General features: G+C 68.2%; 13 protein-coding genes. 8 read left to right on the top strand and 5 right to left on the bottom strand.

Annotated elements, in window-relative coordinates; translation table 11 throughout:
* Window positions 1–1344 precede the first annotated feature (1344 nt).
* Window positions 1345–1749 (top strand): SgcJ/EcaC family oxidoreductase, encoded by a 405-nt coding sequence (locus ON23_RS29640; protein WP_039782393.1) that lies wholly within the window; start codon window positions 1345–1347, stop codon window positions 1747–1749.
* A gap of 10 nt (window positions 1750–1759) precedes the next feature.
* Here the strand turns inward: ON23_RS29640 and ON23_RS29635 are convergent, their stop codons facing one another.
* Complete coding sequence (locus ON23_RS29635) at window positions 1760–2698, bottom strand: undecaprenyl-diphosphate phosphatase (RefSeq protein WP_039782384.1); 939 nt, start codon at window positions 2696–2698, stop codon at window positions 1760–1762.
* A gap of 162 nt (window positions 2699–2860) precedes the next feature.
* A complete protein-coding gene (locus ON23_RS29630; protein ID WP_051043548.1) occupies window positions 2861–4300 on the bottom strand; it encodes an MFS transporter in 1440 nt (479 codons plus the stop codon).
* Window positions 4301–4425: 125 nt separating this feature from the next.
* Here ON23_RS29630 and ON23_RS29625 point away from each other — a divergent pair, with 125 nt between their 5' ends.
* Both ON23_RS29625 and ON23_RS29620 read left to right on the top strand, forming a co-directional pair.
* A complete protein-coding gene (locus ON23_RS29625; protein ID WP_223273379.1) occupies window positions 4426–5019 on the top strand; it encodes a TetR/AcrR family transcriptional regulator in 594 nt (197 codons plus the stop codon).
* An 82-nt stretch (window positions 5020–5101) separates the two neighbouring features.
* Window positions 5102–5590 carry an FBP domain-containing protein gene (locus ON23_RS29620; RefSeq protein ID WP_039782387.1) on the top strand — a complete coding sequence of 163 codons (489 nt, stop codon included), beginning with the start codon at window positions 5102–5104 and terminating at the stop codon, window positions 5588–5590.
* 131 nt (window positions 5591–5721) lie between these two features.
* Here the strand turns inward: ON23_RS29620 and ON23_RS29615 are convergent, their stop codons facing one another.
* Entirely contained in the window at window positions 5722–6297 is a 576-nt protein-coding gene (locus ON23_RS29615; protein WP_174376534.1) for a TetR/AcrR family transcriptional regulator, read from the bottom strand.
* Between the two features lie 106 nt (window positions 6298–6403).
* Between ON23_RS29615 and ON23_RS29610 the strand changes: the two genes are divergently transcribed.
* The gene (locus ON23_RS29610) at window positions 6404–7573 is read left to right on the top strand and encodes an FAD-dependent oxidoreductase (protein WP_039782378.1); all 1170 of its coding nucleotides are present in this window, start codon (window positions 6404–6406) and stop codon (window positions 7571–7573) included.
* Between the two features lie 7 nt (window positions 7574–7580).
* On the opposite strand, the gene ON23_RS37585 is transcribed toward ON23_RS29610, so the two are convergent.
* Complete coding sequence (locus ON23_RS37585; RefSeq protein WP_039782376.1) at window positions 7581–7991, bottom strand: hypothetical protein; 411 nt, start codon at window positions 7989–7991, stop codon at window positions 7581–7583.
* Between the two features lie 195 nt (window positions 7992–8186).
* Here ON23_RS37585 and ON23_RS29600 point away from each other — a divergent pair, with 195 nt between their 5' ends.
* Window positions 8187–8861, top strand: a complete 675-nt coding sequence (locus ON23_RS29600) for an EthD domain-containing protein (protein WP_039782375.1) — start codon at window positions 8187–8189, stop codon at window positions 8859–8861.
* Between the two features lie 4 nt (window positions 8862–8865).
* Here the strand turns inward: ON23_RS29600 and ON23_RS29595 are convergent, their stop codons facing one another.
* Window positions 8866–9897 (bottom strand): extracellular solute-binding protein, encoded by a 1032-nt coding sequence (locus ON23_RS29595; RefSeq protein ID WP_039782374.1) that lies wholly within the window; start codon window positions 9895–9897, stop codon window positions 8866–8868.
* Window positions 9898–10040: 143 nt separating this feature from the next.
* Here ON23_RS29595 and ON23_RS29590 point away from each other — a divergent pair, with 143 nt between their 5' ends.
* The 3 genes from ON23_RS29590 to ON23_RS29580 all read left to right on the top strand — a co-directional run.
* Window positions 10041–11450 (top strand): metallophosphoesterase, encoded by a 1410-nt coding sequence (locus tag ON23_RS29590; RefSeq protein WP_039782372.1) that lies wholly within the window; start codon window positions 10041–10043, stop codon window positions 11448–11450.
* Between the two features lie 62 nt (window positions 11451–11512).
* Complete coding sequence (locus ON23_RS29585) at window positions 11513–12049, top strand: MarR family winged helix-turn-helix transcriptional regulator (RefSeq protein ID WP_039782371.1); 537 nt, start codon at window positions 11513–11515, stop codon at window positions 12047–12049.
* Window positions 12050–12123: 74 nt separating this feature from the next.
* On the top strand, window positions 12124–13148 hold a 1025-nt coding region (locus ON23_RS29580), incomplete at its 3' end, for a DUF7159 family protein (protein WP_051043547.1).

Genomic DNA, 13148 nt, shown 5'->3' with positions numbered 1-13148 from the left:
GCCGGACAGTAGGCCCTCGGGGTGACGCCCATTTGGAATAACCGAGCGGGTGCTGGGCACGTCGTCAGTCGTACCCGGCTTGCCTCCCGCGGTCGATCCCGGAACAGCCAGCCGCAGCCCGGTCCACTGGCTGTCGTCACCCCCGAAGGGCCTACTGTCCGGCACGAAAACCGCTTCGTCGCACCGGGCAACAAGGCATCGAAATGACTCTTCCCGTTTTTCAACATCAACATCGTGGTGAGCGGCTTTGCTCAATTGAGTCATACGTCTGCATAGCAGAAAGAAACCCCCTCTATAGAGCTGGAGGGGGTTTCATCCTCACTGGAGAGAAATAAGGAGATTATCCGACCGCTTGTCGGTACCGCGGCCACAGGGCGGGGTCGATACCCCCTGCATTAAACAAGTCGGCAATACATTGCTCCCGGTTGGGGGCGGGATTGCAACGCTCCCGGGCGATTTCGGCGAATTCCTGGACGCAAACCTCCGAATCAGGGTGTTCTACGCATCGCGGTGCGGGCTGCGCGAAGCTCTGTGTTTGTACGATCGATAATGATGCAGCGAACGCAGCCATGAACAGCAGAAGAGCAAAAGCTCGCCTTACGGTGCGGTGCACACTACGACGTACGTGATTCATGATCACAGTCCCCCTATCTTGAACTAGCTAGGGCACCAGACGGACAGAGCCGCTTGAAGCCCAACAGGGACTCCCCCTGTCATGACACTTGGATGTACCAATGACACGCAAGGTTCCCAATGGTCTAAGTGACTTGAGTCACACCTCGTTGCAGTCCTGCCGCGTAATCATCCACCGGGGGAGTCAACGTGCCGGGAAGATCCCCACCTTCCTCACTGCCCAATCCTCCTTCCTCATGGCCCCATTGTCTCGCTCCACCCGAACGCATCAAGGACCACCTCCGGTGTCCGCTTCGCGGTGCTTCGCATCCTTGACCCGCCCGGCCTCCGCTGAGGGCGGCCAGTACGAGGAAGGCGGGGGAGAGTAGTCAGGTCGCGGACGAACAGCCCCCATCCTCCGATGTCAGAGCCACGGGAACCCATCACCACTCGGTGTCACCATGGCATCACAAGTGCCGCGAACCCCGCCAGACACCGGCGCACAGAAACCCCAAGTCACGAGATAACACCGGACGTCCGAAACCCTCCCCGACCAGCCCAAGTCTGCCTCCGGAGCAGAAGGCCGCAGGTTCGAATCCTGCCGAGGGCACAGCACACGAGGTCCCGACCGATCGGTCGGGACCTTTTCCGTTTGTCGATTCGGCGATTGCTCGCGCGTCGGAGAGGTGTATGGCCCGAACACGGGCCGCGCCGACGAACGAAGGACATGCCATGACCACGACTCGAACCGACGACTCGGCCGCCATCGCGCAGATCCTGGCCGATCAGTACAAGGCCTGGGCGGCCGGAGACGCCGACGCTTTCGTCGCGGACTACGCCGAGGACGCCACGGTGATCATGCCGGGGACCTGCCGGCGCAGCCGGGCGGAGATCCGGCAGGGTATGGCGAACAGTTTCGCGACCGTTCTGGCGAACTCGACCGTCACCGACGACATCGGCGATATCCGGTTCCTCGGTGCCGACCACGCCGTTGTCGTCAGCAAGGCCGCGATTCTGTTCGCCGGCGAAACCGAGGTTCCCGCCGACCGGTACGTGAACGCGACCTGGGTGATGCACCGGCGGGACGGCAAGTGGACGGTCGCCGCCTACCACAACAGTCCCGCCGTGGCGCGCTGACAACCGCTACTCACCCGAATCGGAAGATCGACACCACCCCCACGATCACGCAGTACGCCGCGAACGGCAGCAGGGTCCGGGTCCGGAAGTACCGTTCGAGGTAGCGGACGGCGAGCCAGGAGGTCACGCCGGAGACGACGGCGCCGACGATGATCGGCCCCCAGATCACCTCTGCGCGTGGGGTTATCAGGTCCGGGAGGTCGACCAATCCGGCGCCGAAGATCGCGGGGGTGGCGAGGAGGAAGGCGAATTTGGCGGCGTGTTCGTGCTCCAGACCCCGCCAGAGGCCGCCGACCATGGTGAGGCCGGCCCGGCTGAAGCCGGTGAGGAGGGCACCGGCTTGGGCCAGGCCGATGCCGACCGCGTCCCGGGAGTCCAGGGCCGCGAGGCGCCGGTCGGATTGCGGCAGGGAAAGCGTTGTCGCCGTCCGCATTCGGCTGTTGGCCTGATTGAGGGCGAAGCGCCGGCCGTACTCGGCGAGGGTCGGCTCGTTGCGGCGACGCAGACCCTCGCCGACGACCAGCACCACACCGTTGACGGTCAGGAACGCCGCGGCGCACAAGGGAGCCGCGAAGACGTCGTGCAGCGGATGTTCCAGCAGCGGACCGAGAATCGCGACCGGCACGGTCGCGATCACGATCAACCAGGCCAGCCGTTGCGGAACGGTATCCAGCCGCCTGGTCCGCACCATCTCGACGAATCCGGCGGCGATCGCGCACCAGTCCCGCCAGTAGTAGATCACCAGCGCGACCGCCGTCGCCACGTGCAGAGCGACGACGAACGCCAGATACGTTGCGGCCGACTCGGTTCCACCCCGGCCCGGCAACGCTCCCCATCGACCTCCCAGCCAGGCCGCGACGAGAACCGAATGTCCGAGACTGGAGATCGGGAACAGCTCGGTGAAGCCCTGCACCGCGCCGATGACCATCGCTTGAAAATAGGTGAGCATCGCGACGAGTTTCGCACGGCAGTCATAGAGGTTGCTGTGAGCCGGATATCGGATAAGTCACTGCGCGGCAACAGGTTTCGAATCGTCCCAAATGCCCGGAGTTGATCTTGGATGAACAGGACGGTGGCCCTCGGAAGGTTCCGAGGGCCACCGTCCGGTCACTCACGGTTGCGCTCGCACACTGCGAAATGTCGACGCCACGAGCAAGGTCAGCACCGCGATCCCGGCGGCCGCGGCGAAGGCGGTCGTGATACCGGAGACGAGCACGTGCACGGCCGATCCGGACGCGGCCCGCACGGCGGTACCGAATACCGTGACCAGGACCGCCAGCCCCAGCGCGGCGCCGGTCTGCTGCAGCGTCTGCAACGCGCCGCCCGCCGCACCGGCCTCCTCGGGCGCCACATTCGCCATGATGATCACGTTCAGCGGCGAAAAGGCCAGACCGATACCGCATCCCATCGCGACCATCGCCACCGCGAGCAGCGGGAAGTAACCGGTATCGGTATCGAGGAGGGTGAGCAGCGCCAGCCCGGCGATCATCGCGGACGTGCCCACCAGGGTCACCGGTTTGGGACCGAAGCGCGGCAGCAGGCGCGGAATCAGCCGGATCATCGCGAACATCGTCACCGCGGTCGGGAGGAAGGCGAAACCCGTTGCCAGCGCGCTCATCCCCCGCACCTCCTGCAGATACTGGGTGAGGAAGAAGAACATCGAGGTGCCCGCCATCGGCCCCAGGAACATGTTGGCGTACGCGGCGGCGCGATTGCGGTCGGCGAACAGGTGCAGCGGCAGCAGTGGCTGTACGGCCCGGCGTTCGATCAGCAGGAACGCCGCCAGCGCCAGCACGCCGGCCGCCAGTGACACATCGGTGGTCACATCGCCCCAGCCGTGCGCCGCGGCGCTGATGAAGCCGTAGACCAGCGCGGCCACCGCACCCGTCGCGGTCACCGCTCCGGGAAGGTCGAGGTGGGCGCGGCGGCGGGGCGCGTCGGGGAGGTACCGCGCCGCCAGCAGGGCCACGGCCAGTCCGAACGGCACGTTGATGAACAGCACCGAGCGCCAGCTCAGCCACTGGGTCAGCAGTCCGCCCAGGATCAGCCCGATCGCGAATCCCGCACTGGACATTCCGGAGAACAGCGCGAGCACCCGGACCCGCATCTTCGGATCGGCGAAGGTGGTGGTCAGCAGGGCGAGCGTGTTCGGGCCGGCCATCGCACCACCGAGGCCCTGCACGATGCGAGCGACGATCAGCCAGGCGGCCGACGGCGCCAGCCCGCCGCCGAGGGAAGCGAGGGTGAAGAGCACCGTGCCGAGGATGAACATGCGCCGGCGCCCGAACAGGTCGCCGGCCCGGCCGCCGAGCAGCAGCAGCCCGCCGAAGACCAGGGTGTAGGCGTTCATCACCCAGGACAGGCCGGTGGCGCTGAAGTGCAGATCGTGCTGGATTCGCGGCAGCGCCACGTTCATCACGGTGATGTCGAGCACGATCATCAACTGGCAGGTCAGCAGCGTGACCAGCACGATGCCGGAGCGCAGCCGCCCGGGCGGAGCGCCGACCTGCGTGGACGAGGAAAACGTGGAGGTGGTCGTGGAGGTAGTCAAGGAGGCTCCATCGGATGCGGAACTAAACGGAGAATGTCTCCGTTTCCAATGGAGATAGCATATGGAGAAGTTCTCCGGTTACGCAAGACTAAGCGGAGAGTTCATCCGTTTCCACTGGAGGAATCGTGAGCGCACCGTCGACACAGGGGTCCGGGCGCGCGGCGCATCCGCGTCCGATGCGCGCGGATGCGCGGCGCAACTACGAGCGCATACTCGAGTGCGCGCGCGAGGCGTTCGCCGAACACGGACCCGAGGCGCCTCTGGACGAGGTGGCGCGCCGCGCCGCGGTGGGTCCGGGCACCCTCTATCGCCACTTCCCCAACCGCGACGCGCTCATCGAGGCGGTCTACCGATCGAGCATCGAGGCATTGGCCGAACTCGCCGCCGAGCTGACCGAAACCCTCGCCCCGCTCGACGCTCTGGAGCAGTGGTTCCGCGCCCAGGTGCGGTTCGTGATGGACAAACGCAGTCTGGCGGTGACCCTCAAGGCCGCCATCGACCGCGGATCGCAGACCTTCACACTGTGTTCGAATCTGATCACCGACGCCGCGACGTCGGTCCTGCAACCCGCCCAGGACGCCGGGCTGGTCCGCCCGGAGATCGAACCGCGCGATCTGCTGCGCCTGGGCCACGGCATCGGCGTCGCGTGCGAAACCTCACCCGATGCGGCCGAACGGCTGATCACGGTCACCCTCGCCGGGCTGCGCACCACCGGCTGAGCCGATATTCGATTGCTCGCGGCGACCCGTGGCCGTAGCCTCGCTCCGTTTTCCGTTCATCCATTCGGAAGGGAGTGAACACGTGCAACCACTGACCGAACGCGAGATCCGCTCGTCGTTCGTCAACTGTTCCAAGGGCGATGCCAAACGCATGCCGGTCCCCCGGGATCTCGACACGCAACCCTGGGAGGACCTGGACTTCTTCGGCTGGAACGACCGGTCGATGCCGGGACGCGCGTATCTGGTGGCCCCGCAGGACGATCGGCTGGTCGGCGTGGCGCTGCGCTATGAGACGGGCGGATCCGGCCGGGCCCAGCTCTGCTCGATCTGCCTGACCACGCACACCGGCACCGGGGTGTCGCTGCTCACCGCGCACAAGGTCGGCGAATCCGGGCGGCGCGGTAACTCGATCGGCATCTACATGTGCACCGATCTGGCCTGTTCGCTGTACGCGCGCAACAAGAAGCGTCCCGCGCTGGGCAACCGGTACCGCGAGGATCTGACCGACGAGGAGAAGGCCGAACGGGTGCGCACCAACCTGCGCGCATTCATCGAGCGCCTCTACAGCTGACCGAACAGGACAGCGTCCACCCGATCGAACGGAGGTAGATGCCGTGCGCCGACACTCGAGGACCGCATCGCAGCCCTGATGCCCCGAGCCCGCGCCGCCGGACTCGGGGCATTTTCATGCCTTCACCCGTCTCACTTCGGCACCGACACCAGATACCGCTGCACCGTCGCGCCGATCTCCGCGACGATCTCCTCGGCCGTCAACGCCACCACCGGCGGCAGGCGCAATACATAGCGGCACACCGCCAATCCCAGAATCTGCGTGACCACCAGTCCGGCTCGCCGCGGCGCGTCCGCGGGATCGCCGACGCGAGTCACCATCGGCATCAGCTGTTCGGCGAAGACGCGTTGAAACCGTTGCGCCACAGTCTCATCCGACACCGAAGAACGCAGCAGGGTCAGCAGCAGTTCGTTACCCGGCGGCGTCTCCCACAGTTCCAGGAAGCGCCGGGCGACCGTCGCACCCAGCTCGTCCTCGGCCACCGCGGCCAGATCCGGCAGGGCGAGATCGACGTCGAGCGCCGCGTCGAACAGGCCGTCCTTGTTGCCGTAGTACCGCATCACCATCGACGGATCGATGCCGGCGTCGGCGGCGATCGCCCGGATGGTCGCCTTGGCGTAGCCCTCGCGGGCGAAATGCCGGCGAGCCGCCTCCAGGATCGCCGCGCGAGTGGCGTCCGAGCGGCGCGGCGCAGTCTGTTCACTCATGCCCACAACCGTAGGCCAACAACTGTTGACTTTCCATCCCCGACGGCTCTATTCTGATGTCAACAGCCGTTGGCCAACATTCGTTGGCAAACCTGAGGGAGTAGTCATGAGCAGCACCGTTCCCGCCACCGCCGCGGTCGTCATCGTCGGCGCCGGACCCGCCGGACTGACCGCCGCGATCACACTCGCCGACGCCGGCGCCGACGTGGTTCTGCTGGATCGACTGGCCGCCGGGGCGAACACGTCCCGCGCCGCGGTCGTCCACGCCCGGACGTTGGAGGTCCTCGATCAACTCGGCATCGCCACGACCCTGCACGACCTGGGACTCGAAGTACCGCGCTTCGTCATGTACGAAGGCGCCGATCGGCTGACCACCATCGGCTTCTCCGACCTCCCGACACCGTTCCCCTACACGCTGATGATCGGCCAGGAGACGACCGAGGCCGTGCTGCTCGACCGGTTGCAGCGCGCGGGCGGAGCGGTCGTGCGCCCCGTCGAGGTCACCGAGGTGAAACCGGGCGCGGAATTCGTCACGGTCGAATTCACCGATGCCACAGGGCGATCCGGGTCGATCCGGGCCGGGTATGTGATCGGCGCGGACGGGATGCACAGCCGGGTCCGCGAGGCGGCGGGAATCGGGTTCACCGGCGCCACCTATCCGGAATCGTTCGTCCTGGCCGATGTGCGGATGGACTGGCCGGCCGCGCGCGACGAGGTATCGCTGCACGTCTCGCCGGAGGGCATCGTGGTGGTCGCACCCCTGCCGGATACCGACCACGATCGTTTCCGCATCGTCGCCACCGTCGCCGAGGCGCCCGAACATCCCACCCGCGCACAGGTGCAGGCGCTGCTGGATGCCCGCTGCCCCGGCGCCACGGTGCGAGAGGTGCTGTGGAGCTCACGTTTTCGCGTGCACCACCGAGTGGCCGATCGCTATCGCGCCGGGCGGATCCTGCTGGCCGGCGATGCCGCGCACGTGCACAGCCCGGCCGGTGGGCAGGGTATGAACACCGGGATCCAGGATGCCGCCATGCTGGGCACGCTGCTGGCCCGGGTCCTGGGCGGCGAACCCGACACGCTGCTCGACGACTACGAGCGCACTCGCCGCCCGATCGCGCTGGACGTGGTGGCCTTCACCGATCGCATGACCCGGATGGCGACGCTGCGCCCGCGACCGGCCCGCGTGCTGCGCAACACCGCGATCCGCCTCGTCACCCGCATCCCGGCGGTGCGCACGGCGCTGGCCTACCGGCTCGCCGAACTCGCCAACCGGTGAGAAACGCTCAGGCGCAGGCCAACCCGAACTCCGCGGTCGCGGTCCGCCCGGCCACCACATCGACCTTCCGGGCGGGGTCGGTGGCCAACCTGCATCCCATCGGCACCGACGTCACCTGAACCTGATAGCAGTCGGCGGCCACATCCTGGTGGGCCTTGCCGTCGCGGCCGGTGGTCAGGGTGGCCAGCACCGATCCGGCCTGACAGGGGCTGATGCCCGCGGCGAGTCCGGCGGCGGCGTACTTCTCGGGACCGTGGGTGGCCACCACCTCGATCGTGCCGTCGGTGCCGTGGTCGGCTGCCGCGGGCGCGGACGCGGGCGCCGATGTCTTCGCCGGTGCGCGGTCGGCCTCGGCGGAGCAGGCGAGCGTGGGTAGCACGGCGGCACACAGCGTCATCGCGAACAGTATGCGGCGCACCTGGTCTCCTCTCACCGGACGGATATCGCTCTCACTGTAGGCGACCGAACCGCGCGGACCGGCGCACGATCGCGGCGATCCGGCCTGAAGATTCGGTCCCGGTGAGCGGGACCGGGTTTGGCGAATCGCGGGTCTCGCGCGGTAGACGGAACTACCGTCGTCGCAGCCGAACGCAGTTCCCCGAAAGGATCCGGCATGAAATTGATGTACGCCCTCTGGGGGCCGGATCTCGCGGACACCCTGCACGCGCCGCAGTTCCACCGGCGGCTGGCCGCCGCGGGGGCGACCGAACTCCAGGTCAACATCGCCGACGCCGACGTCGCGGCCGCCCAACTGCGGGTGAGCACCTACGACGAACCCGTCGCGGCGATCGTCGGCGTCTGGAGCGAGGGACAGAACGGGCCGATCACCGACGTGCTCAGCGGCGTCGCCGAGCGGATCAACGGCTGGATCGTGGACGAACGCGAACCGCTCACCACCGCGCGGCCCCCGGACGGAACCCGCTACGAGGCGCTGGCCAATATCGCGCTGCTGCGGATTCCGCAGGAGCTGACCCGCGCCGAATGGCTGCGCAATTGGCAGGACCGGCATACCACCGTGGCCATCGAAACCCAGGCCACCTTCGGTTATGTGCAGAACACCGTGGTCGCGGCGGTCACTCCGGGTCCTCGGGTGGACGCGCTGGTCGAGGAACTGTTCCCGATGGACGCGATGACCGATCAGCACGCGTTCTGGGGCAGCGGCGGTGACGACGCGGAGTTGCAGCGCCGCGCCGGTCGGATGATGGCCAGTGTCGCGACCTTCGGCGCCGACCGCGATCTCGACGTCATTCCGACCAGCAGATACCGCTACGACCTGACCGCCTCGTAGCGGCTCAGAGCAGCCCCGCCTCGCGCATCAACGCCTCGACTCGCTCCGGGTCTAGGTCGCTCGGATTCACGCGCAGCGGGTCCAGCGAATCCAGCGGCGGCAGCGCCGGATCGGCGGGGACGCCCGCGGCCACCGGATACTCCATGGCCGCGCCGCCGCTGAGCAGACGCTGCCCGGCCGCTGCCGTCACGAAACGCACGAACCGCTGGGCGTCGGCGGCATGCCGGCTCGACTTCAGCACGCCCGCACCGGACAGCGAGAGGTATCCGCCCGGGTCCCCACCGCGGAAATAGTGCGGCGCCGAGGGACCGATGATCCGCTCGGGTGCGAGCTGATCGCGGTACCAGTCGGTGGCGAACACCAGCGCGCCGCCGACCCCTCCCGCGCCGACCGTCTTCAGTGCCGCGAAGCCGTTGGGCGCGACGGTGGCATTGTCCTTCACCCCCTGCAGCCACGCGCGCGTGGCGTCCTCACCGTCGAGTGCCAGCAGGGCCGCGACGATCGCCTGGAAGTCCGCGCCGTGCGAATCGGCGGTCCAGCGGCCGTGCCACCGCGGCTGTTGCAGGTCCAGCAGGCCGGCGGGCAGTTCGGCGGGCGGGATCTTCCCCGGATGGAAGACGAAAGCCGTCGACCGCGCGGCGATTCCGGTCCACTGCCCCGAACTCGGGCGGAACTGTTCGGGCACCTGCGCGAGGGTGGTGGGGTCGAGGCCGGCGAACAGACCGGCGCGCTCCATCCGGGCCATCGCCGGTGAATTCTCGGTGAGCACCACATCGGCGGGCGATCGGTCGCCCTCGGCCAGTACCTGGTCGGCGACTTCGGCGTCGGCGCCGTCGCGCACCGTCACCCGGATTCCGGTCTGCTCGGTGAAGGCGTCGGCCCACTGCCGGGTCAAGCGCTGATCGTGGGCGTTGTAGACCACGATCTCCGGCTCGTCCGAGGACGCCGAACACGCGGTGATCATGGCCGAGGCGGCCAGCGCCACCACGGCGAGCACGAGTTTCCACCGACGTTCGTGCTGCTGCGCCGCTGCCATGGACCGTCCTTCCGATCGGAAATCGCGCCGAGGCGACCGGCTAGCCAACCTACCCGGTCGATCGACAGCACGAAACGCGGTATGGCGCCGGTCTGGGTAGGGTCGGCCGTGGATCGGAACCGACCACCCACGAGGGAGCGACGATGACCTGTTGCGGGCCGAATCGCCGCCGGCTGCTCACGGCCCTGGCCGTCGCGGCCGCCACACCGATCGTGCTCCCGGGTTCGGCTCGGGCACAGGCCGATTCACTGCGCGCGACCGATCTGGAGGTGGTCACGCTCACCGACACGTCGGCGATCATCACCTGGACGACACTGGCCGCCGATGCGTCGGGCGCACCCGTCCCGGTCGAGGCCGGCACCGAGATCCGCGTAGCCCCTGCGGATTCCGCCGGACCCGCCCGGACGGTGCCCGTGACCCGCACCGATCGGACCCCGTATCACTACGCCCAGATCGACGGCCTGGAGCCGGGACGGCGATATCGGTTCGAGGCGTGGTCGGACGGAGTGCGGGCGGTACCGGCCCCGGAGTTGGTCACTCATCTGCCCGGCGCACCCGAATGTAGCGGTGAATTCACCACTCTGGTCGCTCCCCCGGGCCGGCTGCTGCGCACCCTCGCGCTCTGCAACGACGTGCACATCGGTGAGGAAACCAGCGGCATCATCGCCGCCGGACTGCCGCCGGGCGTGCGACAGGAACCGGGACTGCCGCCGTATCCCGAGGTGATGCTGGCGGCAGTGCTCGACGATCTACGCCGGCCGGATCGCGGCGCCGACCATCTGATCCTGGCCGGTGATCTGACCGCGGAAGCCACCCCCGAGCAGACCCGCGCGGTGCGAAATCGGCTGGACGCCTGGGGAATAGAGGGCCGCGACTGGTTCGCCGCACGCGGCAATCACGACCGCCCCCATACCGGCGCCGACTACGCCGCCTGTCCGGCGGTCACGGCCGACCACTACGACTGCTGGGGCGAATCCTTCCTTCCCCCGGCACAATCGACCGAACATCGGCTCGGCGGGCTGCGGCTGATCGGACTCGACACCACCGAACTGGACGGCTCCGGGGGCAGTATCGGTCCCGAGCAATTCGATCGCCTGCGCGAATCGCTGCGGCGCGATCCCGATCGGCCGACGGTCGTCTTCGGACATCATCCGGTCACCGCGGAATCGGGGCTGACCAATCTCGCCGGCCCGAATTTCGTGCTGAATCGATCGGACGCGCTCACCCTGCAGCAGCTGTATCAATCGACGCCCGGGGTGTTCTTCCACCATGCGGGCCATACCCACCGCAATCGCCGCACCCGCCCCGACATCCCGCTCCGGGTGGAATTCCTGGAAGTGGGCGCGGTGAAGGAGTATCCGGGCGGCTACACGCTGCTGCGCCTCTACGAGGGCGGCTACATGGTCAATTTCTACAAAACCCGCACCCCGGACGCGCGCCGGTGGAGCACCCGCAGCCGGGCCGAATATCTCGGAATGATGCCCGAGTACACACTGGGAAGCACCGCCGATCGCAACCATGTTGTCCTCGGTGATCTTTCGGGACTGTCCTGAATCACCGATCCGGCGACTCCGGACCGCAGCGTGGGAGCGGGCGGGCAAATACACTCGGCGGTATGGCCGCACCCCGCCCGCTTCCGCTGGACCCCATCGAAGAGGCCCACCGTCAGTGGACCTCGCACGGCTGGGGCGATGTCGCCGACGGCATGGCCGCGGTGACCTCTCTGGTGCGTGCCCAGCAGATCGTGATGGCCCGGGTGGACGAGGCGCTGCGCCCGTCGGGGCTGACCTTCTCCCGCTACGAATTGCTGACGCTGCTCGGCTTCAGCAAGACCGGGGCGCTGCCGATGGCGACCGCCAGCGCTCGGTTGCAGGTCCACCCGACGAGTGTCACCAATACCGTCGATCGGCTCGAAGCGGCCCAACTGGTCAAACGAGTACCACATCCCAGCGACCGCCGGGCAACCCTGATCGAGATCACGGCCGCCGGGCGCGATCTGGCGGCGGCGGCCACCCGGGAATTGAACGAGAAGGTCTTCGCCCGGCCTGGCCTGCCCCCGGAGCGTCTCCACCTCCTGCTGCAGCTGCTCGCGGAGTTCCGGCGCGAGGCGGGCGACTTCGACAGCGGCGACACCCCGACTCGCTGGGCCTGACGACCGGGGTCGCCGGCATTCCGGCAGCGACATCCCGGGCCGCTACCTTCCCATCGGCGGCCGAAAGGTTCACCATGGACGCCATGGTGCTGGTCCTGGGCGTGTCGGCGGGCGCTGGTGGCGCGCGCGCCATGCTCACCCACTCCGATCAGCCCCATCTGCCGCCGATCGACCGCTGCGTGGTCGCGCGCCGCGCGGGCGCCGGGGTCGAGGAGCCGGTCTTCCAGGCCATCGACGCGATGCGCGCATCGGCGGCCGACCGCGACGAATTCGTCACCGGCATCGCCGTCACCTCCCGCTGCGCCCTGCACGCCGAGGCCATCCGGGCCGCGGCCGGACGCAGCCGGCTGACCATCATCGACGAACCGCCGGCCCAACTGCGGTATCTGCGGTTCAGCGGGCAGCTGCCCGACGAGGGTGCGGTGCTGCTCTACGACCTCGGCAGTTCCGGGCTCACCCTCACCGAGGCCGACTGCCACACCCAGGCCATCCTGGCCGCCAAGCGCAGCACCCTTCTCGGCGGCGACGGCCACGACGCCCTGTTGCGCTGGCATCTCGCGCACGGCGGGGTGGAGATCGACAATGTCGCCGGGCGCGTCTACAAGGAACAGCTCAGCTCCACCCGGGTGGTGACGGTCGGCGATCCGCGTTCCGGCACGCGAATCGTCGTGACCCGCAGCGATTTCCGTGATCTGGTCGCGGCCGGGATCCATCATTCGGTGTCGTATGTGCGGCAGTTGATCGACGACACCGGGGTCGCGCCGCGGGCGGTGGCACTGCTGGGCGGTTGCACGCGCAGTCCGGGTATCCGGGAGTCGCTGGAGCAGCTGCTGGATCTGCCGGTGATCTACGATCCGGAGCCGGATTTCGTCTCCGCGCGCGGGGCGGTGCTGATGGCCACCGAACAACCGGCGGCGCGCCGGGTGCGCGGTATCCGATTCGCCCCGCCGCAATGCGGGTCGGCGGCGCCGACGCCGCGACCGGCGGTGTCGCGGCGCAAGGTGGTCGCCGCGCTGGCGGTGACGGCGGCGCTCGGCGCGACGGTCACCGGCTTGCTGGTGACCGGACACGATTCGGCGCGGCCGGAGCACGACGGCAC

The sequence above is a fragment of the Nocardia cerradoensis NBRC 101014 genome, assembly GCF_000308535.1.
Taxonomy (GTDB): Bacteria; Actinomycetota; Actinomycetes; order Mycobacteriales; family Mycobacteriaceae; genus Nocardia; species Nocardia cerradoensis.
The sequence above is the reverse complement of the archived record's forward strand: the minus strand, read 5'-3'. Positions and strand labels throughout refer to the sequence as shown.

Coding starts and splice junctions, on each gene's coding strand:
- ON23_RS29640 (WP_039782393.1), top strand. CDS start 1,345: ATGACCACGACTCGAACCGACGACTCGGCCGCCATCGCGCAGATCCTG.
- ON23_RS29635 (WP_039782384.1), bottom strand. CDS start 2,698: ATGCTCACCTATTTTCAAGCGATGGTCATCGGCGCGGTGCAGGGCTTC.
- ON23_RS29615 (WP_174376534.1), bottom strand. CDS start 6,297: ATGAGTGAACAGACTGCGCCGCGCCGCTCGGACGCCACTCGCGCGGCG.
- ON23_RS29610 (WP_039782378.1), top strand. CDS start 6,404: ATGAGCAGCACCGTTCCCGCCACCGCCGCGGTCGTCATCGTCGGCGCC.
- ON23_RS29600 (WP_039782375.1), top strand. CDS start 8,187: ATGAAATTGATGTACGCCCTCTGGGGGCCGGATCTCGCGGACACCCTG.
- ON23_RS29595 (WP_039782374.1), bottom strand. CDS start 9,897: ATGGCAGCGGCGCAGCAGCACGAACGTCGGTGGAAACTCGTGCTCGCC.
- ON23_RS29590 (WP_039782372.1), top strand. CDS start 10,041: ATGACCTGTTGCGGGCCGAATCGCCGCCGGCTGCTCACGGCCCTGGCC.
- ON23_RS29585 (WP_039782371.1), top strand. CDS start 11,513: ATGGCCGCACCCCGCCCGCTTCCGCTGGACCCCATCGAAGAGGCCCAC.